The following is a 22,364-nucleotide window of genomic DNA, read 5'->3' on the forward strand; positions in this document are numbered from 1 at the left end:
AGGGAGTGCAATGATGAAAAAAGTTGAATTGAAAAATGTTTCAAAATCCTATGATGGACAAACAAACGTAATAAAAGGTATTGATGTTTCAATTGAGCCGGGTGAATTTTTTGTTTTAGTAGGTCCTTCTGGTTGTGGAAAAAGTACAATGCTTCGAATGATCGCAGGTCTAGAGGAAATTAGCAGTGGTGACCTTTATATTGGAGACTTACTTTCAACGAAAAGACCTCCTAGTCAGCGTGATTTATCAATGGTTTTTCAAAACTATGCCTTATATCCGCATCTGAATGTCGAACAAAATATCACATTTGGGCTTCATACGAAAAAAGTAACAAAAGCTGAACAAAAGAAACGATGTCTAGAGACTGCTAGTATGCTGGGTTTATCTGAACTATTAAGTCGTAAACCAAGGCAGCTATCTGGTGGACAAAGACAAAGGGTAGCACTTGCTAGAGCCATTGTGACACAATCTCCTATTTGCTTAATGGATGAGCCACTATCAAATTTAGATGCTAAGCTACGTGCGAAAATGAGATCTGAGATTAGGCAAATTCAACGAAAATTAGGAATCACCATGATTTATGTTACTCATGACCAAACAGAAGCAATGACGATGGCTGATCGAATGATGATTTTACATAACGGAGATGTTCAACAAATCGGTCATCCTCTAGATATCTACAACAATCCAGCAAATACATTTGTTGCATCCTTTATTGGCGCACCTCCAATGAATCTATTAAATGGGCAAATCGGAGATCATGCACTCATTTTAGGAGATAATCGCTCCATTTCAATTAGTAAAGAGATGATGGGTGAATTACCTATGAATGCCTCTAATCTAACGATCGGCATTAGACCTGAAAGTGTTCAGTTAGCAAAGGAAGGAAAAATGAGCTTTTTTGCAGATGCAATCAATGTGGAGGTACTAGGAACTGAAACATTGGTAACCTTTGAAGTTGGTTCGAAGCAATGGATCGCGAAATGGAACGGACAATGGAATATCGACATTGGAGAAAGAATGCCGCTTTATATAAAAGAAGATGATTTGCTACTTTTTGATGCTGATAGTGGTGAATGTATATGGCATAAAGAAAAGGTTGAGGATAAGCGGACGCTTAAGGAGGCTATGTTATGAGTAGTACTCCATCTCTATCCACTGAACAAATTAACGTTAACCAAACGGAATTTAAAGGGAAAAGAGAGCTTCCAAACTTTGTAGTAGGCTTACTGTATTTATTACCATCAATCCTTTTATTTAGCATCTTTCTATTTTATCCAATGTTACGCACATTGTATTTAAGCTTTTTTTTAACAGATGGACAAGGTGTGCCAATTACGTTTGTAGGATTTGAGAATTTCACTTATCTTTTACAATCAACAAGCTTTCAAAAAAGTATAAAAGCAACCATTTTATTTGTGATTTATACAGTGCCCGTTGGTGTAATATTGGCCTTATTTTTAGCTGTCATTTCAAATGAAAAGGTAAAAGGAATTGGATTTTTTCGAACAATGTTTTCTTCAACAATGGGAATGAGTGTTGCAGCATCATCAGTGATTTGGATGTTCATGTATAACCCAGCAATCGGTATTTTTAATAAAATCCTAGTTGCAATAGGTGGATCTGAAACTCAATGGCTGTTAGATCCAAAGTATGCTCTACTATCAGTTGCTGTCTCTACAGTATGGATGAACACTGGTTTTGCTTTTCTTATCCTTTTAGGAGGATTGCAAAATATTGATGAGCATTTATATGAAAATGCAGATATAGCAGGAGTTAGTTATTGGTATAAGTTAAGGAAGATAACGATTCCGATGCTATCACCCACATTGTTCTTTATTATTACGGTTTCATTAATCAATTCATTTCAGACGTTTGGGCAAATTGACATCTTAACAAAGGGTGGGCCTGTGGAATCTACAAATGTCATTGTTTATTCCATCTATAAAGAAGCATTTATTAACTACAATGTTGGATCAGCTAGCGCTCAAGCGACAATATTATTTTTCTGTATTTTACTTGTCACGATTCTTCAATTCAAAATTGGGGAACGGAAGGTGCATTATCAATGAATATAACAAAGAAAATTGTCATTTATAGTTTATTAATACTATCATTTTTAATCATGATGTTTCCGATTTTTTATGCATTAATGATTAGCTTTATGCAGGGTGGAGAGGTTTTAAGAGGAAATATTATCCCTGAAACATTAACACTAGAAAACTATCAATCTGCTTTTGAAAAGGTTCCACTTATTCAATATTTATGGAATAGCTTGTATGTGTCATCAGTTGTCATGCTTGGTCAAATCATTGTCTCAAGTTTAGCTGCATTTGCTTTTGTGTTTGTTAGCTTTAAAGGAAGAGACTTCATATTCTTTCTTTTTATCTCAACCATGATGATTCCGTGGGAAGCAACAATGGTGCCTAACTTCTTAACCATTCAGAAGCTAGGTTGGCTAAATTCTTATTCAAGCTTAACCATTCCATTTTTCGCTTTAGCTTTTGGAACCTTTCTATTAAGACAGCAATTTAAAACAATTCCAAAAGAATTATATGAAGCATCTCAAGTTGCTGGAATTAGTCGTTTTCGTTTTTTCTGGAATGTTGTTTTACCAGTTTCTAAAACTAGCTTGATTACTTTAGGAATTTATAGTTTTTTAACAACTTGGAATATGTATCTGTGGCCACTGCTTGTAACAAACAATGAAAGCGTTCGTACTGTACAAATTGGTTTGAAACAGCTGCAATCTCAAGAAATTTCAACAGAATGGGGGGTGGTGATGGCAGCAGTAGTTGTAGTGATACTTCCGACGCTCATTCTTTTGTTCTTAGGTCAAAAACGCTTGCAAAAAGGATTAACACAAGGTGCTCTGAAATAATCTTTCACAATACATAAGCTGAAGACAGATTAATGAAAAACAAGGAGGAATTACAAATGAAGAATAAATTTCTAATTATTTTATCTGCGCTTTTATTATTAGTATTAGGTGCATGCTCTAGCTCCCAATCAAATTCAAAAGGATCTGAAGAAGGAGAAGGAACAGAAGGTGCAAAAACAGAAGAAGCTGCTGGCAAACAAGAGGTAGTCTTTTGGCATGCCATGAGTGGAGATCTTGAAACAGTTTTAAAGGATATTGTTGCAGATTTTAACGCATCACAAGAAGATATCGAAGTTACCCCTGTTTTCCAAGGTACTTATGAAGAAGCACTAACAAAATTCAACACAGTTGCTGGAACAAAGGATGCACCGACGATTATGCAAACATTTGAAGTTGGTACGAAATATATGATCGACAGTGGACATGTGCAACCCGTTCAAAAATTTATTGATGAAGATAATTATGATACATCACAATGGGAATCGAACATTTCTAATTACTACACAGTTGATGGTGAACAATATTCAATGCCTTTCAACTCTTCAACACCAGTATTAATTTATAATAAAGACGCATTTAAAGAAGCTGGTTTAGATCCTGAAAAAGCACCAATGACTTATAGTGAACTAAAAGAAGCTTCTAAAAAGTTAACAAAAGCTGATGGTGGAGAAACAAGTCAATATGGATTTTCTATTTTGAATTATGGTTGGTTCTTTGAAGAGATGTTAGCTGGACAAGGTGGTCATTATGTTGATAATGAAAATGGACGTAATGGTAATGCGACAAAAGCTACGTTTAATGATGAGCTTGGTTTAAATGTATTTAATTTAATTAGTGACATGTACAATGAAGGAACTTTCTATAATGTAGGTCAAAACTGGGATGATATGCGCGCTGCATTCCAATCAGGGAAAATGGCGATGTATTTAGATTCATCAGCAGGTGTTAAAACAATTGTAGATAATGCAGAATTTGAAGTAGGTGTTTCATATTTACCAATTCCTGATGAAGCAGACAGACAAGGTGTTATCATCGGTGGTGCATCCGTATGGATGTCAAGTGGAATTGAAGAAGAAAAGCAAAAAGCTGCATGGGAATTTATGAAGTATTTAACAACTCCTGAGGTTCAAGCAGATTGGCACGTGAAAACAGGATATTTTGCGATTAATCCTGCAGCATATGATCAGGATATCGTGAAAGAAGAATGGGAAAAGTATCCTCAATTAAAGGTAACAGTTGATCAACTTAGTGAAACAAAACCAGGAACTGCTACTCAAGGAGCATTGATCTCTGTTTTCCCTGAATCACGTCAAAAAGTTGTAACTGCTATGGAAAATTTATATCAAGGAATGGATCCTCAAGAAGCACTTGATCAAGCAGCTGAGGAAACAAATCGTGCCTTAGAGGTTGCTAATAAAAAGCAAGGAAAGTAAAAGACTCAGATCATAACAAACAAAGCAAGGAATAACCTATTTACTAGCATGAAGATAGAAGATTGATAGATAGTCTCTACTTAATTAAAATCTAATTTCACAGTGACCCTTGAAGGAGTTTGCTTCTAGGGTCTTTTTCATAAGGTGAATTTCATTTCGGTATCCTCCAAGCGCCGAGTTGCTCAACAAGGGGATAAAAATGTCACCACTTTTTAAAAAATGAAATAGCTCAAGTGCTAGTCTATCGCTACAATTTTTGTAGAACATAAGCAACACAGGAATTGAATTCAAATAGTATTCAATTCCTGTGCGTCTTATATATGACTGGAGCTGATCCAGGTGTTAGAGTTTTCTTATTCATATAATAATGATTTATGATTTATAACAAACGAGGAAATGAGGGATGTGTAATGGAAGGAACTACACAATTTTTCGCTCATCGAGGTGTTAGTGGTGAGTATCCTGAAAATACGATGATTAGCTTTCGAGCAGCTGCATTAAGCACAGCTCATGGTATTGAGTTAGATGTACAAATGACAAAAGATGGTGAAGTTGTTGTTATTCATGATGAAACGATCGATCGAACCACAAATGGCATTGGATATGTAAAGGATTTTGTTTGGAAGCAGTTAAAAAAATATGATGCAGGAAGCTGGTTTGATTCTAAATTCGCTGGAGAATCCATCCCATTACTTGAAGAGGTTTTGCAATGGGTAAAAACATTAGATTATCCATTGTTAATTAATATTGAGCTCAAAAATGATGTCATTGAGTATCTAGGTTTGGAAGAAAAGGTGCTAGAACTCATTAATAAATATAATATGAGAAATCAATGCATTATCTCTTCCTTTAATAAAAACAGTTTAAAAAAGATCTATGATTTAGATTCTCTAATAGAAACAGCATATCTAATCGAGGGAGTTCCAGTAGACGTTTTAAAAGAGGTAGAAAACCTACATGTTAATGCCGTTCATTGTGAAGCTATTTTTGCACAATCTATTATTGGAAAAAAGGTCAATGAGCGTGGAATTCCATTGAGAGTTTTTACGATCAACTCAATAAAAGAGTATAAACAGTTAAGCGATTCCAGTATTAATGCTATAATAACTGACTATCCACATCGGTTTATAGAAAAATAACAAAAGGATTAATATGTTAAAAATACAAGTTAAATATTTTACTAGAATAAAAATAAAATGTGAGAATATCTCACATTTTTGTTGTTTTATCCAAGTAGATTGATTATAATTTTCCTAGAATGAAAATTCTGTCTTTTCAAAAAAGGGGGTAGTGTTTTGGAGAATTTTGTGAATGCATTAAATGGGGTGCTTTGGAGTACACCTGTGATCTACATCTGTTTAGGGGTAGGTTTACTATTTTCAATTCTTACACGTTTTTTACAGGTAAGGCATATTAAAGAAATGGTTAAATTAATGTTTGAAGGAAAGAGTTCGAAAGCTGGAGTATCTTCCTTTCAGGCCCTTGCTATTGCTTTATCAGGTCGTGTAGGAACAGGTAATATTGCTGGTACAGCAACTGCTATTGCTTTTGGTGGACCAGGTGCAGTGTTTTGGATGTGGATGATCGCATTTATTGGGGCATCAAGTGCATTCATAGAATCAACTCTTGCTCAAATTTATAAAGTAAAACAGGATGGCGAATATCGTGGTGGACCTGCTTACTATATTGAAAAGGGAATTGGTTGGAAGTGGTTTGCGGTTACGTTTGCCATTGCTGCAATCTTAGCGATGAGCTTACTAATGCCGGGAATTCAATCAAATTCAATTGCTGTAGGATTAGAAAACGCATTTAATATGAATACAACGGTTACTGGAATTATACTTATTGCTTTAATTGGTGTGATTATTTTTGGTGGAGTAAAGCGTATTGCATCTGTTGCTCAATATGTGGTACCTTTCATGGCTATCGGATATATTCTTGTATCATTAATTATTGTATTTGCAAATATTGGTGAATTACCAGGGGTTCTTAGTCTTATTTTTAGAAGTGCATTTGCACTAGATTCTGCATTTGGTGGAATTGTCGGTGCTGCGATTGCTTGGGGAGTAAAACGTGGTATCTACTCAAATGAAGCAGGACAAGGAACAGGTCCTCATGCTGCTGCAGCTGCTGAAGTATCACATCCTGCTAAGCAAGGGTTAGTTCAATCTTTTTCTGTATATATCGATACTTTATTTGTTTGTTCAGCAACAGCATTTATGATTTTATTTACAGGTATGTATAATACAGAAGCGCCTGATGGTACGATGATTGCGAATAACTTACAAGGTGTAGAGCCAGGTCCTGGATATACACAAGCTGCAATTGAGTCAGTACTTCCTGGATTTGGAGCTGGATTTGTGGCAGTTTCATTATTCTTCTTTGCTTTCACAACAATTATGGCTTATTACTATATTGCTGAAACAAATGTTGCATATTTAACTCGTGTCACGAATAGTAAATGGGCAATGTTTGCTTTAAAGATTATTCTGTTAGGAGCAACTTTCTATGGTGCAACAAACGAAGCTAAATTAGCTTGGGCACTTGGTGACGTTGGTTTGGGGCTAATGGTATGGTTGAATTTAATTGCCATTCTTCTATTAGCGAAGCCAGCTCTAACAGCATTAAAAGATTACGAGCAACAAAGGAAGCAAGGCGTTGATCCTGTATTCGATCCTAAAGCTCTTGGCATTAAAAATGCGGATTATTGGGAAACGGAATATAAAAAGGATAAAGATCAAGCTTCTTAATCATAAAGAAACGAAAAGACCGACTAAACAGTCTTCCTGTTTAGTCGGTTTTTTCATACATTCACGAAAATCGCTACACTTTATCTCGTTTAGAAATGACGAAAATATTCATTCAATTCCCATGACTCGACCGTTTTGTAAGCGGTTTGTGGCTCATAACCTTTACCCATTAAATAAGCGATCGCAGCAACTTCTCTTAATGTGTGTTGATATGATGTAGCTTGAGCTTCCTTTAAACCATACTGAACTAGAGGTTCTACTTGTTGTAATGTATAGTGTTTTAATTGAGCGTTCATTGGCTGACTATATTGTTGATGTGCAGCTTGTTCAGAGTATGGAAATTGTGGATATTGATAGTGTTGATACATTGAGCATCCGTCCTTTCGAAATTTTCTTTTTCATCGTATGTCGATTTAATAAATAGGGAATTTGTCCAGAATTTCTTTCTGTTTTTTGGGGGAATTCACATATTTTTTTAGGATAAAAAGTGATTTTTTGTGCATAGTATGAAAAGCACTAAAGAAGGAGGAATGGAATATGTCGAAGCAAGGAATGCAAAATAAAGAACAAACTGGAAAACAAATTAGCAAGCAACAAGGAGAAAATGAAGTAGAATTAGGTAGCGATTTTCAAATAGGTAATAGCCAGCATCAAAGCCAAAAGAAAAGTGGCAAGCAAGCGAACAAAAAATAAGATGGGGTCAGACCCCATCTTACTAAAGTTCATTTTTTATTTCTTCTGGAAGGTGTGTTTCTTCAATGAATCCATACCAATTCTGCCCGTTCTTTAATGTGAGTTTAAGATAATAAGATTGAACATTTGTGTAGTCAACAAAGTTGTTTATGATACTAGGGAAAAGTTCTTTATTTGATATGGTTAAGACATTTTCACTAATCGTTCCCTCTGTATGAAAAATTTCTTCAGGACTATCTTTTTCAAATTTGTTAGAGTTATCTGTTGGTATGGGTTGTCTCATTAATTCAATTTTAGTAATATCTTCTTCACTAATTGTTAAATCCTCTAAATACTCATGATCTTCTAACCATTTCGATATTGCAGCATACGATTTCTTCCATTCAATATTAACAGTATCCATATATTGATGTTCCATATTAGTAGTATTTTCAACATTTTGACCGTAGGAGAGCTCGATATATCCCAAAGAACTTGTTGAATAAAACAATGAATCAACTGTTTGTGAAGAAATGTCTTTCTCTATCGCTGCTTTAAAACTTTCAATATCCTCTTTGCTTGAAATGGTAACAGCATTCAAGCCAGGAGCATTTGGGAAAATTCGTATATTAATAGGATCTTCTTTGCTTTGTAATTGTAGAAACTCTGGTCGTGTTATTTGATAATCCTTAGCTTCCAATATAGGTGTTAAAACCTTGTTCATCATGTCAATTGGAATTTGGTATTCTCTTTTGATCGTCCTTCCATTCTTTAATTTGTAAATGAGAATGCCTTGCATATAGTTTATGTCATCACTAACAATATCCTCTATTACTTCTTTTTCATCAAGAATGTACTCATGAAGATTTCGAACATCTTGAATATAAAGCTTAGAGTCTGAAAACTGCAGTTCATTGTTAGTTCCTGCATCTTCCACCGCATATTTATCACCAAAGTAGACTTCATCAATTTGATCCATTTTTGGAAGCTTGCTTTCATACTGAAATAAATCAGCACTTATGCTAAGAAGAATAACAAAGAAAATAACACTATATACAGCAAAGCCGATAAAAGCTTTCATTTGAAAGATTCGCCATGTTTTTTGTAAAATCATCTCAGCAGCTGTGTAGCCTATTAATGCCCCAACGATGTACCCAAAAACAATCCAATTCCAATTAAGAGTAGCTGTTGCAGAAAAATAGGAGCCGCCAAGAGTCATACTACAAAACGTCACACCATACTTGAAAATTGGCGTGATAAAAGGAAAGGTAATCACTTCTGTTGCTTTTTCAAGTTGTCTTGCTTTATATAAACCAAGTCCAATTAAGATCAATAGAATCGTTAATATTGTGTAAGCAATGATTTCAAAACCAGTATACGGATTAAATTGGCCATAGGTACCGATGAATCGAAAAAATGGTGATAAGTTTCCAGTTGTTTCCTCTGTGATTGAAGACGAGTAGCCAAACAATAAAAACGATAGGTTATAGTTAACCAATGTGACCACACCTAGAGGTAAAAAGAGAAAGATATAGGTTAAAATAGCTTGTGCTGTTGACATACCTGTAATCATACCTACAGTAGTAGTGATGACAAAAAGAAAGCAGGTTAACAACATAAAAAGTAATGTCCATGACACCAAGTCAGTGATTGTCAGGATTCCGGTAAGTTCTTCAACACTTCTTGTGACGAAAAACGTAATAAATGAAGTTAGCAATAATGGGATAAGAAGTAAAAGTAAACCACTTATCAAATGACTATAATATAAGGTTGCTCTTCGAATAGGCAAACTGTGAGTCATATCTACAGCAGCTTCTGTTTGTAAGTATCTAAAAAGTAACACACCTGCAGCTATAGGTAGTGAAAATAGTATTAACACCTGCATAGAAGGATTTAACAAAAAATAGTTTCTATAATCTGAAAAAATAACATATTCTCTATCTGCAAGTTGCAGAATTTCTAATGGTATGGCAAATAGTAGTAGGAGGAAATAAACAATACCGATCCATCCATGCTGCCTTATATCTTGTTTGATAACAACACTCTTAAAGAAGGATTTTTTCGATTTCATATCCGATATCCTCCATTTCATAAATAAAAATTTCTTCGAGAGTTAATGGTAATAAATCATATAGGATAATCTCTGTTGAATGGATAATCTTATTAATTTCCTCTTCATCTCCTCTGACGATAAGTAAAGAAACACTCCCTCTTTTTTCATAATGGAGAATCGTTAATTTACTTAATAGATGTTCTTCATGAGTAGGATCTGCTAGTGCCAGTTGAATTTTATGTGTGTCACATTTTAAATCATCAATTTCTTTCTCAATAATGATTTTGCCGTTATGCATAATTCCAACATGATCACATAGATCTTCTATTTCTCGAAGATTGTGTGATGAAATAATGATTGTCATTTCTCGCTCTGCAACATCTTGGAATAGTAGATTTTTTACCTTTTGTCTCATAACAGGGTCAAGACCATCAATTGGTTCATCTAAAATTAATACATCTGGCATAGCTGATAATGCAAGCCAAAAGGCAACTTGTCGCTTCATTCCTTTTGAAAGGCGATGAACCTTTTTATTTAAGTCAATTTTAAAAGCACTTTTTAACTGATCAAATCGTTGTTGATTCCAATTTGGATAATATTCTCGATATTGTGCAGCCATGTTCGCGATTGTTGCTTGCGGAAAAAAATATAAAACATCAGGAATAAATACAACACGTTCTTTTACGGCAACATTTTCATATGCAGGTAACTCATCTATGAATATATTGCCTTTGTCAGGTTTATTGATTCCAGCAATTATTTTAAGAAGAGATGTTTTTCCAGCTCCGTTTGATCCTAAGAGACCATAAATTGAGCCTTTTTTAACAGAGAGGGATAGCTCGTTTACTGCCTTGTGGTTATTATATTTTTTACTAATGGAATGAACTGTTATCATGAATGTTTATCCCCTTTTGTTTGTTGATGTGCTTCATCAAAAAGCACGTATAAATCTGCTTTTGTTAAGCCAAGATAGATTGCTTCAGCAATTAGTTTTTGAATATCTGTTTTTAATTCAGCTAATTTATTATCAGTCGGCATTTGCTCAATTGCAGCAACAAAATTTCCTTTTCCTTTAACTGAATAAAGATATCCCTGACTTTCAAGCTCACGATAGGCTCGTTGAATCGTATTAGGATTAACGGTTAATTGGCTAGACAGCACTCGTACTGAAGGTAATTGTTCATCAGGCTTAAGAATTCTGTTAATGATTAATTCTTTAATTTTATCTACCAGTTGCTCGTATATGGGTTTCCTGCTTCTAACATCAAGCTGAAACATAAGTAACCCCCTTCTTGTGTTAACTGTATTAATATTGTTAGTACAGTTATTGTATAATTTTGTTAAAGTAAATACAATACGTTTTTGTGAATTTATTTTATTTAGGGTTGGTTTCGTAAACTTTGTTGTTTTTAAATACCCCGAAGTAATCAGCACTGTATTTTGTTTTAGTACCATTTTTTCTTCATAAATTATTACCCTTAGAGTGAAATAAACTGTTTTTACTCTATATTCGGTTACATAGAAACAATTGTTCAGAAAAGAGCTTAATTAAATAGTAATAGTTCTTTATGTTCATAAGGAAAAGGCTCATAATATAGAAGAGTGATAGTAGCGATCAGAAGTTTCATTACTGCTAATGAAAAGATAATGCATAAAATGAGCTTTGAAATTGGCTTTCCTTATTAATAGAATAAGATATTTGGCGAATTGTGTACCTTTATGTATACAATAGTAGTACAAATGTTATACAATGTGATTAGTGATAACTGGGAGGATGGGAAATATGCTAGGATTTGGGAAAAAGGACCGTGTAGCTATAGAGGAATTTATACCTAAAGTAGAATTTCCAGAAGCGAATAATCTTGCTGTTGTTGATGATCGAAATATAGCAGCTCGGTTAGAATATATGGGTGTAACAAAGGAGCATCTTGCATTATTACAAGAAGCTCAACCATTTTTACTTGAAATTATTGATGATATTTTACAAAAAGTATTAAATCAGTTGTACAAGCAACCGATTTTAAAAGGAATCGCAACGGAACACTCATCAAGAGAACGTTTATATCGTGTTTTTGTTATGTATTTCCAAAGTTTGTTAAGTGGACAACTTGATGATAATTTTTTTGAAATGAGAAAAAGAATAGGTGGCACACATAATGGTGCGAATTTACCAGCAGCTTGGTTTATTGCTACTTACTCAGCTATTAATACATTGTTAATACCTCAACTTGTGAAGAAATTTGAGAAAGAACCAGAAAAATTATCAAAAATCTTATTGGCAGTCACTCATATTACAAATTTAGATTCACAATTAGTTGTTGAAAATTACATCCAAGCAAGAATGAACGAGCTTGAGGAATTAAATGCTTCTAAAGAATTACTTCAAAAAGAATTAACGGCTATTAGCCAAGAGGTAGCAGCATCCGTTGAGGAAACAGAAGCAACAGTCTATGAAACTAGTACAAAAGCAGACCAAATTCGTCAAGAAACAGAAACTACACAAAAAAGCAGTAAAAACCTTGTGAATTTGACGAACGAAAATGAAACGCAAATGGCTTCGATGATTTCAACATTTGGAGATGTCATCGAAAAGGTCAATACATCGATTAGTGGAATTTTCGAATTAAAAGATAACTCAGAGAAAATCTTTGAAATGACAAAAAGCATCGAGGATATTGCAGATCAAACAAATTTACTTGCACTAAATGCATCAATAGAAGCAGCTAGAGCGGGTGAAGAAGGACGTGGATTTGCAGTTGTTGCCTCAGAGGTGCGTAATCTTGCTGAAAACTCTAAAATGATGAGTAATAAAATTAAATCACTAGTTGAGAAAAATAACAACTCTACGAATGATCTGGTAGAAAACATGAAAACGATGAATGAATCAACACAGCAATCACAGACAAAAATTGAACAAGTAAAAGGTGGACTTGCAACAGTTAAGATGGAAATGGAAAACTATTTAACGATGTTCGATCGTAATAAAGAAGATCTTGATTCAATAGTGTTATCAATCAAAGAAATTAACAATACAACAAGCAATCTTTCAGTTTTAGCAAATTCTCTTTTGGAAAAAGCTGAGGATGCACAATAATAGATGAAAAAGCTACTTCTGATGAGGTAGCTTTTTTTATGTTGTTTCACGGTGTGTGGGTGAGCTTGAAATTATATATGTGCGGATGCGAGTGGTGTCGAAAGTTGTCGGATGATGGATTGTGTGGCAAAGTTGACGGATTAACACAAGAAGTTGATGGAATCACACAAGAAGTTGACGAATTAACTAGTTAAAACATGGACTCAAAGTAGAGTTGAACGAATAATTGCTAAAGTTGAATGATTAACTAGCAAAGTTGAACGATTAATGTGAAAAGTTGAATGATTATAGGCCAAAGTTGAACGATTCAACATGTTACTGTTCAAATTTAAAGAAAAAAGAGCAAATCTATAGCTTAGATTTGCTCTTTTTGATAGTTACTTATATTTATCTTCACTAGCAGACTCATCTTTTGTTTTATGCTTCTGTTTTTCCTCGCGTTTTTCTTTTTTTAGGTCTTCCATTGGGATTGGATCTACATGTTGTTCACTTTCAAAGCGGTCAAATAGTGTTTCTTTATCTGTTTCGTATTGTTCTGGATGATCTCGTTTTTTTCTTTGGTTATTTTCCTCTGAATTCACAATACTCACCACTTTCTACTGTTTGTACTACTCATTACCACAAAGTGACAGAAGGAAAACCTTTTCAAGTTTGCTTTTCTTCGCATTGAGTGCCTATTATGCTGTACAATAGAGGCATACTGTTTAGAAGGATTGGATAATTATGAGCATATTACAAGCTGAAAATTTATATAAAACATATGGAGAAAAGGTCTTATTTGACCATATTTCTTTTAGCATTGCAGCAAAACAAAGAATCGGTTTAATCGGTGTGAATGGAACAGGAAAGTCTACCTTATTAAAGGTGATTTCAGGTATGGAAACAGCTGATTCTGGTGAGATTACCCATTCTAATTCATTGAGAATTGAATATTTACCACAACAGCCAGAGCTTGTGGAGGGTTTAACAATACTTGAACAGATTTATTATGGTGATGCTCCGATTATGCAGGTAATGAGAGAGTATGAACTTGCGTTAAGCGAGCTAGAAATAGATCCAGAAAATGAAACAAAGCTTAAGCATCTTATGAATATGCAGCAAAAAATGGATCAGCATGATGCGTGGGAAGCGAATACTGTTGCGAAAACAGTGTTAACAAAGCTAGGAATTACAGATTTTCAAAAGCAAGTAACGTATTTATCAGGTGGGCAGAAAAAACGAGTGGCTATTGCTAAAGCACTTATTCAGCCTGCTGATATTTTAATATTAGATGAACCAACAAACCATTTAGACAATGAAACAATAGAGTGGCTTGAAGGATTTTTAGCGGGTTATAGTGGATCGATTGTTTTGATTACACATGATCGTTATTTCTTGAATCGCGTTTCAAATCAGATCTTTGAGCTTGATCAAGGACAGCTTTATACCTACTCAGGAAATTATGAAGTGTTTTTAGAAAAAAAGGCTGAAAGAGAAATCAATGCCGAGCATGCCGAAGAAAAAAGGCAAAATCTATTAAGACGTGAGCTAGCATGGCTTAGACGTGGTGCAAAGGCGAGAACAACTAAGCAAAAAGCACGTATTGGTCGCGTGGAGGATCTACAAGATCAACAAGGTCCTGCTGCTAAAAAGGATTTGGACTTTGCAATTGGATCGACTAGATTAGGAAAAAAAGTACTAGAGCTTGAAAATATCTCAAAGTCATATGATGGTAAACAGCTGATTAAAGATTTTAACTATTTAATTACTCCAGGTGAAAGACTTGGAATTATTGGTCCGAACGGTACTGGAAAATCAACCCTTTTAAACATTATGGCTGGCAGAATACAAGCTGACCAAGGGGTAATTGAGGTTGGTACAACAGTTAAAATTGGTTTTTATACACAAGAGCAGGAAGAGATGGACGAAAATCTTCGTGTTGTCGAGTATATTAAAGAAACAGCTGAAGTTGTCTATACAATAGATAATCAAGTGATTACGGCTGAACAAATGCTTGAGAGATTTTTATTCCCACGATCTGCTCAGTGGACATATATCCGAAAGTTATCAGGTGGAGAAAGACGCCGACTTTACTTATTGAAGGTTTTGATGGAGGAGCCTAATGTTCTCTTTTTAGATGAGCCGACAAATGATCTTGATACACAAACATTAGGTGTATTAGAAGATTATTTAGATCAATTTCCAGGTGTTGTTTTAACTGTATCACATGATCGTTACTTTTTAGATCGTGTTGTTGATCATCTTGTTGTTTTTGAAAGTAATGGAAATATTTCGCGCTTTCAAGGAAGCTATTCTGATTATATGGAAGAAAAAAAGCTTCAGGAAATGATTCAAGAAAAAGAGCCAGCATCAGAGAAAGCTGGTTATAAAAAAGAAAAGAAAAAGCGTCTTTCCTATAAAGAACAGCAAGAGTGGGAAGGAATTGAAGATAAGATTGCAAATCTTGAAGAACGAAAAGAACAACTTGAACAAGAAATTGCCGCAGCTGGCAGTGATTTAGGCAAGGTACAAGAGTTATACAAAGAACAAGAAAAGATCGATAAACAGCTTGATGAAACAATGGAAAGATGGGAAGAATTATCTTTACTTGTTGAAGAAATAGAAAATAGTTGATTATGTAAAAAAGTAACAATCTTTCATTAATAAAATGAACTTGAGCTTAAAGTGTTTTGATTACTTTAAGTTCTTTTTAATAGGGTTTATTTGAACTTGGTTGGATTCTGTTAGCATTCGGAAAAATGAAATTCTTGCTTCGAGCTTAACAAAACATTTTCACCAGTATTTAACACATAATAGAAAGACGGAGAAAAATGATGAAAACAAAAGACGAGATAAGGCAAAAGGTTTGGAAGCAGCTAACAGAAGAAAAAAATGGTCGATTTCCATTTCCTTTAATTAATCGAATTCCGAATTTTAGAGGTGCTGAAAAAGCTGCGGCCCAAATTACAACATTACCTGAATACAAGGCAGCAAAAGTGATAAAAGTAAATCCTGATTCACCACAGCTACCTCTTCGAAAGCAGATTTTACTTGATGGTAAAACATTATTAGTTCCTACTCCACGCTTAAAAGCTGGCTTTATTATTGTTAAGCCTGAATGGGTTCCAGCGGGTGAGGAAAGACGTGCTGCAAGCTTAAGTCATATCAAATCATATGGAAAAGAAATCCCTTTAACTGAAATTCCGCAAATTGATTTAATGGTTGTTGGTTCTGTGGCAATTCATCAAGATGGAAGAAGAATTGGCAAAGGTGAAGGATATGCTGACCGAGAATATGCGCTTTTAATGGAGCTTGGTAATCCGCCAGTTACCATTGTGACATCCATTCATAGCACACAATTAGTACATGATGATATCCCACGAGATACATATGATTTAACTGTAGATTGGATCGCAACTGAAGAGGGGTTAGTGAAGACAAACTCTCCATATGAAAAGCCAGCTGGTATTGAGTGGAATCATGTTTCCGAAGAAGAAATGGAAGAAATGCCAGTATTGCAGCAGCTTTGGGAATTAAAATATAAACAAACCTAAATCTTAGATTGTTATAATTGGACGACCTGGGCATGTAGGAGTAAGATAGATACCGAAACAAGTATAACTACAAGAGGTGACCAAATTGGTTGCAAGCACACAACTGTTAAAAGAAGCAGAACAGTTTATTCGCACTGCCTATAACGAACTTGGCAAATCAGAGGTTGAAATAGAAAGCAGATTAAGTGAGATCAAATTAGAGATAGAGAGTAAAGGTATATATGAGCATACAAATGAAGAATTAACATATGGGGCAAAAATGGCTTGGAGAAATAGTAATAAGTGTATTGGACGCTTATTTTGGAATACGTTAACTGTGTTTGATGAGCGAAAAGCTGATACAGAGCCTGCTGTTTTTGAGGCATTAGAAAACCACATTGCTTTTGCTACAAATGGTGGAAAAATTAGGCCAGCTATCACGATTTTCAAACCTGACAATGGTGAGGGAAATCGAATTCGCATATGGAATCATCAGCTTATTCGGTATGCAGGATATGAAACAGAGTACGGGTATTTAGGTGATCCAGCATCAATTGAGTTTACAAAGCAATGTGAACAATTAGGCTGGAACGGAGAAGGAACGAACTTTGATATTCTACCACTCGTTATCCAAAAAAATAACAATAATCCCCAGTGTTTTTCATTAAAAGAAAAACAAGTGTTAGAAGTTGAAATCACTCACCCTGACATTGAAGGTATAGCAGATTTACATATGAAATGGTATGGAGTTCCAATCATCTCTGATATGAAATTAGACATTGGAGGAATTGTCTATTCTGCTGCACCATTTAATGGATGGTATATGGAGACAGAAATAGGCGCGAGAAATTTAGCGGATTCCTTTCGATATAATCTTTTACCTAAGGTCGCTTCGATCATGAATTTGGATACGAAAACTCATGCGAATTTGTGGAAAGATCGAGCTTTGCTTGAACTAAATGTGGCTGTGCTACACTCTTTTAAAAAAGCTGGAGTAAGTATTGTTGACCACCATACAGCTGCACAGCAATTTAAACGGTTTGAGCAAAATGAAACAGATAGCTCTAGACAAATAATGGGGAATTGGACTTGGTTAATCCCACCTGTATCACCAGCAACAACTCATGTTTTTCATAATAGCTATGAAAATAAGATATTGAAACCAAACTACTTTTACCAAGAGCCACCTTATGGACAAGAGTAGCACATTAACCTAAGGACAGACCCCATAATTTTATAGGGGTCTGACTCCATATTATTACCTACTATGTTTATCGAGTAAGTTAGCTAGAAAATGTTTTTTGTAGCTTTCGAGTTTTTTCTCTTCATGACGGCGAACACCCATCTTTTTTAATTCGTTTACGTACCAACCTTTGCTTCCGTTATGCATCAAAAACACCCTTTCAAATTTAATTCTTAGAAACTCCGTCAAAAAGACGGGACAAAAATAGCCACTAATCCTTTAGGAATAGGGGCCTCTTTTGATTTGTGGTGTCATTGTAACATCTATAAAAAGATGTGAAAAGGGGTGTTTTTTATCGAATTTTCACTGAAAACTGTCATGAAGGGATTTTACAGAAAAAAATTTTTTTATCTGTTCTTTTAGTAAATGAAGCTATGAATCATTAAAAGATTCAGCTATATCAAAATAACTAAAAATTTTTAATTCTATCGACAAAATATGATACGTATCGTCTATTTTCTATGGTATATATGATAATAGTAGGAAGTCTATCTTACGATATAGAGGGGGTACATGTATGAATGTGATGGAGAAAATGATCATTACGGATATAACAAAAAAGAATACATTAATGTTTGTTTCGTTTTCGATATCAGCATTATTAGCTGTTGTAAAAATCTTGGTTGTTCAAGATATCACCAAAGTAATCTATTATGGAACAGAACTGGTCTCGTTTATATTAGTATATTTGATTTTTCAAAAACTATTAAAAAAGCCAATATGGTTTCCATATATAAGTATCATTCTTATTTATGCATTTGTTATTAGTTCTCTATTTGTCTTCGAACCAAATTCAGAGATTATTATGATCACAATATTTCTAACATTGATTTCTTCTATTCATATGAAAAGAGACATATTTGCGTTAGGATATTGCTTAGGATTAGTGACGATGATTTTATCGTTTATTTTGAAGCAACCGAATAATTTAGCGTTAGAAACGATTTATCCAGCATCATGCATTATATATGGACTGATGGGTGTAGTTCTTGGTGTTGTTATCTATTTGAATGCTCAACAATTTAAACAACTGCAAAACTTTATTGCTGTTGCAGAAAAAGAGACAAAAGAGAAAGAAGAACAAAAACATCATTTAGAAGAAAATGTATCAGGAATTGTAGAAGCGATTGCACAAGCGAATAAGCAAATTCAAGGGAGTATGGAAGCTCAAAAAGAAATGCAGTTAGCGATTCAAGAAGTAGCGGCAGGAAGTCAGAATCAATCGCAGCAGATTAATGATATTTCACAGAATGCACAAGAAACAATGGGCTCTATGCAACAATTGCATTCTGTGTCTAATGAACTTAGAGTGGAGTCCAGTCGTGCAAGTGACACAATTGGTGAAAGTCAGCAGTATGCATCAGAATTAACTACGGATATGAGTGAATTGAAAACAATGATATCTCAATTAGATCAAACATTTTTATTGCTTTCAAACACAATTACTGAAATGAATACTTTAACAAATTCGATTAAAGATATTACAGATCAAACAGGATTATTAGCTTTAAATGCATCGATTGAGGCTGCAAGAGCAGGTGAATCTGGTAAAGGCTTTTCAGTTGTTGCTACTGAAATAAGAAAGTTAGCTGATGTGACGAGAGCAACAACTGAAAAGATCAATGGAAACCTACAAACCCTTAATGATAGCAATGCAGCAGCGGTTACAAAGCTTGAAGAAAGTCATTTCGTTATAAATAAAGGAGTTATTTCAACAGAAAAAGTAACAAATTCTATTACTGGGGTAAAAGCAACATTGGATCATTTATCAGATGAGCTTGAGCAGTTTACTATATTTGCAGAAAGTGTTAAAGGGCAATCTGCAAATGTTGAATTTTTAACAAATGATTTAGCTGCAATAATTGAACAATCTTCAGCTAGCATGCAGGAAATGAGTGCGACGATTGACAATTTAACTCATGATAACTTAGCAATAGAAGATTTGATGGAGCGCACATCATGTAGTGCGGAAAATATTAGGAAAGCAAGTTTATCTGGTGCTTCTTAAAAATTGAAACTAAATTACATGTATATTTACTACATATAAAAAGAGCAGGAACAAAGATTAATTTCACATCTTTGTTTCTGCTCTTTTTTTGTACTTAACTTGCTTCCACATTCTGAAGCGCATTTTTCTCAGCTTTTTGGAACATCAAGTAATATAAAAATGAACTAAAGATCGCTAAACCACCAAGAATGGCAAATGTAATTGGATATCCAAACCAAAGTGACATAGGTATAGCAATTGGTGCGATTGTTCTGCCTACAGTAAATTTTAGACTTGATGCAGCAAAGTATTGTCCACGCATATTTTCAGGTGCTAATTTTGAAACAAATGTTTGTTGAATACCTGCTGTCATAAGCTCTGCTAAAGTGAAAAGAGCCATTGCAAAAATAAAGATCCATATAGAACCCGTTTGACCAAATATGAAAATAGCCATTCCGTAGATGATAGAGGAAATCATAAAGACATTTCGTTCCTTGAATTTAGTCATCCATTTTGTAATCACTATTGTAAATAAAGCAACAAGCAGACCGTTTTCGGATAAGATAACACCAAATGCTTGTTCTCCATTAAGTGTGAGTGACCAGTCACCAATTCTAAGCATTTCTTGTTGTTGTTGGATCATATCTGTAATATAAACAGGTATGATCAAATCTAGCTGCATAAATGTCATGGCAACAAGAGTTCCTGCAACAATATATAACAAAAATGTTTGATCTTTAAAAATGATATGATAATCTTTCACTTGTTTTATTATTGGATGATACCATTTTTGCTTATTCATATCAGTTTCACCCTGAAACACTGGAGCAGTTTCTCGGGTTTGTTTTGCTAGTAAGAGTGAGAGGAACATACACATGATTCCAGCACCTAGTAAAACCTCAAAAGGATATCGAACATAGAAAATGGCACCCAAAATAGGCCCAATAACAACAGCAATATTAATCGAAGTATAAAAAACAGCAAATACACTGCTTCGGTCTTTCTCAGCTACTACATCTGCGACCATTGCCTGTGATGCAGGCCAGTAAAACGAGCCGAAAACCCCAGCAAAAGCAAAACAGATAAATCCTAAAATAGGTAGTTGCAGCCAAGGGGAATTTGAAAGAGCAAATATCATAAAGGATAAGCCTTGACCGAAGGCACCAACAACCATCATTGTTTTCCTTCCGAATCGATCTGCGAAATATCCACCCATTAAATTAGCTAAAACAGAAAAAACCTGTGAAATGATTAGAAGAAATCCTGCTTTGCCTTTTCCAAATGCATCAGCAAAGAAGATTGTTAAAAACGGAAAAAACATCCAAAATGTAATATTCATTAAACCTTCGCCAATTAGACGTATTTTAAGGTTATAATCCCAATCTTTTATTCTCATAGAAGTGTCCCCAATTCATGTAATCTACCGTACTCATCATACTCTTTCGGGTCTCGAAATACAATAGTCGAATTTCAATTTTTACCATAAATTAATATTGTAATAGAATGATGAAGCTGGAAAATATACATAGGGTATTTCTAATTATATTTATGAAAAATGCTCTACTAAGAAAAAATTAGATGATCGAAGTTAGGTGACAAAACCAATAAGATTGTTCATATCTTTCTTTCTAATTGGGTGTTTAAAGGATTTATTGCCAACACAATTAACCTTTTTACTCAAATTTATAAGGTAAGAAATATTATTTAAAAAAACACTATAATACCTGATTTTGGATATAGAAAATAATAAGATTGAACTAGAGATTTTCCAGTATATACTAGTTTGTAGAGAGTCTAAAAAGAAATGAGGAAATTAAGTGGAAGTAAAAGAACCTTTAAAGTTTATAAGAGAACTACGAACAGGATCTTCTTTACCAATTGTTATACAAGACGGGCATAATAAGGAATTTTTTGTGAAGCTATCTGGCTCAGGTGAAGGTACAGATTCTCTTGTGATGGAATGGGTCGCAAACAAACTTGCTCTTAAAATGAGTCTTCCTGTATTGGAACCATTTTTGTTGAATATTCGAAATCTGTGGGAATATGAAATTGCTGATATAGAAACAAGAGAACTCATAGAAAAAAGCTCAGGATTTAATCTTGCGTTTCCATATATAAAGAGTGAGAAACTAGTTGATTCAGATTTTATCGATAAAGACAATCAGCTTTTGTTTCTCTTTTTTTGGGATTGCTTTTTAATCAATATCGATCGTACTCCACATAATTTGAATTTATTGAAAGGTGGAAATAAAATGATCGCAATAGATTATGGCTTTTCTTTTTTGTTGAAGAAAATACTATCACATTCAACAGTGAACATTAGTGAGCAATTTTTACAGCAATTAAAACAACATCCATTTATTCCTCAAGAAACGTATGATTTGAAATTGAAGGAGTTTGTTTTACATCTTCAAAGTATATCTTTAGAAGATATCTCTCACATCATTCAAGAGTTACCAGAGAAATGGTTAAATATCGATGAAAAACTCTACGTAGCAAAACAACTATGGGAGAAAATTCAGCATCCTGCACACATGTATGACATTTTGAGACAGCTACCTAACGTGAAAGTTGTAACAAATCAAGAGGCAAAATTACAACGATTAGTAAACCGAGATCAGTTTGTGGAAAAAATTAAAAATAAATATACAAAGTAATAAGGAAGAACAATTTTTTACAATGTTCTTCCATTTTTTGTTTCGACAACATCTAAATAGGGAAATCGCTAAACAACAAAC

Annotated in this window: 19 protein-coding genes and 1 pseudogene; 13 read left to right on the forward strand and 7 right to left on the reverse strand. The window is 34.3% G+C overall.

The window, feature by feature from the left end:
• Window positions 1–13: 13 nt before the first annotated feature.
• From LC076_RS15115 to LC076_RS15140, 6 genes are all read left to right on the forward strand, one after another.
• The gene (locus LC076_RS15115) at window positions 14–1,138 is read left to right on the forward strand and encodes an ABC transporter ATP-binding protein (protein WP_226669940.1); all 1,125 of its coding nucleotides are present in this window, start codon (window positions 14–16) and stop codon (window positions 1,136–1,138) included.
• On the forward strand, window positions 1,135–2,073 hold the full coding sequence (locus LC076_RS15120; RefSeq protein WP_226669941.1) for a carbohydrate ABC transporter permease: 939 nt from the start codon (window positions 1,135–1,137) through the stop codon (window positions 2,071–2,073). Before LC076_RS15115 ends, LC076_RS15120 begins: the two co-directional genes overlap by 4 nt.
• Window positions 2,070–2,882: a carbohydrate ABC transporter permease gene (locus tag LC076_RS15125; protein ID WP_226669942.1), complete on the forward strand. Its 813-nt coding sequence runs from the start codon at window positions 2,070–2,072 to the stop codon at window positions 2,880–2,882. The genes LC076_RS15120 and LC076_RS15125 overlap by 4 nt, the downstream gene beginning before the upstream one ends.
• Window positions 2,883–2,938: 56 nt before the next feature.
• Complete coding sequence (locus LC076_RS15130) at window positions 2,939–4,315, forward strand: ABC transporter substrate-binding protein (protein WP_226669943.1); 1,377 nt, start codon at window positions 2,939–2,941, stop codon at window positions 4,313–4,315.
• Window positions 4,316–4,725: 410 nt separating this feature from the next.
• Window positions 4,726–5,454 carry a glycerophosphodiester phosphodiesterase gene (locus LC076_RS15135; protein ID WP_226669944.1) on the forward strand — a complete coding sequence of 243 codons (729 nt, stop codon included), beginning with the start codon at window positions 4,726–4,728 and terminating at the stop codon, window positions 5,452–5,454.
• A gap of 156 nt (window positions 5,455–5,610) precedes the next feature.
• Window positions 5,611–7,065 carry an alanine/glycine:cation symporter family protein gene (locus LC076_RS15140; RefSeq protein WP_226669945.1) on the forward strand — a complete coding sequence of 485 codons (1,455 nt, stop codon included), beginning with the start codon at window positions 5,611–5,613 and terminating at the stop codon, window positions 7,063–7,065.
• Between the two features lie 89 nt (window positions 7,066–7,154).
• On the opposite strand, the gene LC076_RS15145 is transcribed toward LC076_RS15140, so the two are convergent.
• Complete coding sequence (locus LC076_RS15145) at window positions 7,155–7,433, reverse strand: hypothetical protein (protein WP_413465995.1); 279 nt, start codon at window positions 7,431–7,433, stop codon at window positions 7,155–7,157.
• Window positions 7,434–7,602: 169 nt separating this feature from the next.
• On the opposite strand from LC076_RS15145, the gene LC076_RS15150 reads away from it, so the two are divergent.
• Window positions 7,603–7,758, forward strand: a complete 156-nt coding sequence (locus LC076_RS15150; protein ID WP_226669946.1) for a hypothetical protein — start codon at window positions 7,603–7,605, stop codon at window positions 7,756–7,758.
• A gap of 22 nt (window positions 7,759–7,780) precedes the next feature.
• Here the strand turns inward: LC076_RS15150 and LC076_RS15155 are convergent, their stop codons facing one another.
• From LC076_RS15155 to LC076_RS15165, 3 genes are read right to left on the reverse strand one after another with little or no spacing between them, the layout of a single operon-like run.
• A complete protein-coding gene (locus tag LC076_RS15155) occupies window positions 7,781–9,808 on the reverse strand; it encodes a hypothetical protein (protein WP_226669947.1) in 2,028 nt (675 codons plus the stop codon).
• The gene (locus LC076_RS15160; protein ID WP_226669948.1) at window positions 9,783–10,685 is read right to left on the reverse strand and encodes an ABC transporter ATP-binding protein; all 903 of its coding nucleotides are present in this window, start codon (window positions 10,683–10,685) and stop codon (window positions 9,783–9,785) included. Before LC076_RS15160 ends, LC076_RS15155 begins: the two co-directional genes overlap by 26 nt.
• The gene (locus tag LC076_RS15165) at window positions 10,682–11,068 is read right to left on the reverse strand and encodes a GntR family transcriptional regulator (RefSeq protein WP_226669949.1); all 387 of its coding nucleotides are present in this window, start codon (window positions 11,066–11,068) and stop codon (window positions 10,682–10,684) included. Before LC076_RS15165 ends, LC076_RS15160 begins: the two co-directional genes overlap by 4 nt.
• A 610-nt stretch (window positions 11,069–11,678) precedes the next feature.
• Here LC076_RS15165 and LC076_RS15170 point away from each other — a divergent pair.
• A pseudogene (locus LC076_RS15170) lies at window positions 11,679–12,884 on the forward strand (methyl-accepting chemotaxis protein); the annotation flags it as partial.
• Between the two features lie 377 nt (window positions 12,885–13,261).
• Here the strand turns inward: LC076_RS15170 and LC076_RS15175 are convergent.
• The gene (locus tag LC076_RS15175) at window positions 13,262–13,465 is read right to left on the reverse strand and encodes a hypothetical protein (RefSeq protein ID WP_264191573.1); all 204 of its coding nucleotides are present in this window, start codon (window positions 13,463–13,465) and stop codon (window positions 13,262–13,264) included.
• A 142-nt stretch (window positions 13,466–13,607) separates the two neighbouring features.
• Between LC076_RS15175 and LC076_RS15180 the strand changes: the two genes are divergently transcribed.
• From LC076_RS15180 to LC076_RS15190, 3 genes are all read left to right on the forward strand, one after another.
• Window positions 13,608–15,497, forward strand: a complete 1,890-nt coding sequence (locus LC076_RS15180; protein WP_226669952.1) for an ABC-F family ATP-binding cassette domain-containing protein — start codon at window positions 13,608–13,610, stop codon at window positions 15,495–15,497.
• Window positions 15,498–15,697: 200 nt separating this feature from the next.
• Window positions 15,698–16,417, forward strand: a complete 720-nt coding sequence (locus tag LC076_RS15185) for a 5-formyltetrahydrofolate cyclo-ligase (protein ID WP_226669953.1) — start codon at window positions 15,698–15,700, stop codon at window positions 16,415–16,417.
• An 85-nt stretch (window positions 16,418–16,502) separates the two neighbouring features.
• The gene (locus LC076_RS15190) at window positions 16,503–17,600 is read left to right on the forward strand and encodes a nitric oxide synthase oxygenase (RefSeq protein ID WP_226669954.1); all 1,098 of its coding nucleotides are present in this window, start codon (window positions 16,503–16,505) and stop codon (window positions 17,598–17,600) included.
• A 54-nt stretch (window positions 17,601–17,654) separates the two neighbouring features.
• On the opposite strand, the gene LC076_RS15195 is transcribed toward LC076_RS15190, so the two are convergent.
• On the reverse strand, window positions 17,655–17,786 hold the full coding sequence (locus tag LC076_RS15195; protein ID WP_146949925.1) for a YflJ family protein: 132 nt from the start codon (window positions 17,784–17,786) through the stop codon (window positions 17,655–17,657).
• A gap of 370 nt (window positions 17,787–18,156) precedes the next feature.
• Between LC076_RS15195 and LC076_RS15200 the strand changes: the two genes are divergently transcribed.
• The gene (locus LC076_RS15200) at window positions 18,157–19,647 is read left to right on the forward strand and encodes a methyl-accepting chemotaxis protein (protein ID WP_226669955.1); all 1,491 of its coding nucleotides are present in this window, start codon (window positions 18,157–18,159) and stop codon (window positions 19,645–19,647) included.
• A gap of 94 nt (window positions 19,648–19,741) precedes the next feature.
• On the opposite strand, the gene LC076_RS15205 is transcribed toward LC076_RS15200, so the two are convergent.
• Window positions 19,742–21,022, reverse strand: a complete 1,281-nt coding sequence (locus tag LC076_RS15205) for an MDR family MFS transporter (RefSeq protein ID WP_226669956.1) — start codon at window positions 21,020–21,022, stop codon at window positions 19,742–19,744.
• 421 nt (window positions 21,023–21,443) lie between these two features.
• Between LC076_RS15205 and LC076_RS15210 the strand changes: the two genes are divergently transcribed.
• A complete protein-coding gene (locus LC076_RS15210; protein WP_226669957.1) occupies window positions 21,444–22,283 on the forward strand; it encodes a HipA family kinase in 840 nt (279 codons plus the stop codon).
• Window positions 22,284–22,364 lie beyond the last annotated feature (81 nt).

It is taken from the genome of Metabacillus litoralis, assembly GCF_020524045.1.
In the GTDB taxonomy this organism is placed as follows: Bacteria; Bacillota; Bacilli; order Bacillales; family Bacillaceae; genus Metabacillus; species Metabacillus litoralis_C.

Coding starts and splice junctions, on each gene's coding strand:
- LC076_RS15115 (WP_226669940.1), top strand. CDS start 14: ATGAAAAAAGTTGAATTGAAAAATGTTTCAAAATCCTATGATGGACAA.
- LC076_RS15120 (WP_226669941.1), top strand. CDS start 1,135: ATGAGTAGTACTCCATCTCTATCCACTGAACAAATTAACGTTAACCAA.
- LC076_RS15125 (WP_226669942.1), top strand. CDS start 2,070: ATGAATATAACAAAGAAAATTGTCATTTATAGTTTATTAATACTATCA.
- LC076_RS15130 (WP_226669943.1), top strand. CDS start 2,939: ATGAAGAATAAATTTCTAATTATTTTATCTGCGCTTTTATTATTAGTA.
- LC076_RS15135 (WP_226669944.1), top strand. CDS start 4,726: ATGGAAGGAACTACACAATTTTTCGCTCATCGAGGTGTTAGTGGTGAG.
- LC076_RS15145 (WP_413465995.1), bottom strand. CDS start 7,433: ATGTATCAACACTATCAATATCCACAATTTCCATACTCTGAACAAGCT.
- LC076_RS15150 (WP_226669946.1), top strand. CDS start 7,603: ATGTCGAAGCAAGGAATGCAAAATAAAGAACAAACTGGAAAACAAATT.
- LC076_RS15155 (WP_226669947.1), bottom strand. CDS start 9,808: ATGAAATCGAAAAAATCCTTCTTTAAGAGTGTTGTTATCAAACAAGAT.
- LC076_RS15160 (WP_226669948.1), bottom strand. CDS start 10,685: ATGATAACAGTTCATTCCATTAGTAAAAAATATAATAACCACAAGGCA.
- LC076_RS15165 (WP_226669949.1), bottom strand. CDS start 11,068: ATGTTTCAGCTTGATGTTAGAAGCAGGAAACCCATATACGAGCAACTG.
- LC076_RS15180 (WP_226669952.1), top strand. CDS start 13,608: ATGAGCATATTACAAGCTGAAAATTTATATAAAACATATGGAGAAAAG.
- LC076_RS15185 (WP_226669953.1), top strand. CDS start 15,698: ATGAAAACAAAAGACGAGATAAGGCAAAAGGTTTGGAAGCAGCTAACA.
- LC076_RS15195 (WP_146949925.1), bottom strand. CDS start 17,786: ATGCATAACGGAAGCAAAGGTTGGTACGTAAACGAATTAAAAAAGATG.
- LC076_RS15200 (WP_226669955.1), top strand. CDS start 18,157: ATGAATGTGATGGAGAAAATGATCATTACGGATATAACAAAAAAGAAT.
- LC076_RS15205 (WP_226669956.1), bottom strand. CDS start 21,022: ATGAGAATAAAAGATTGGGATTATAACCTTAAAATACGTCTAATTGGC.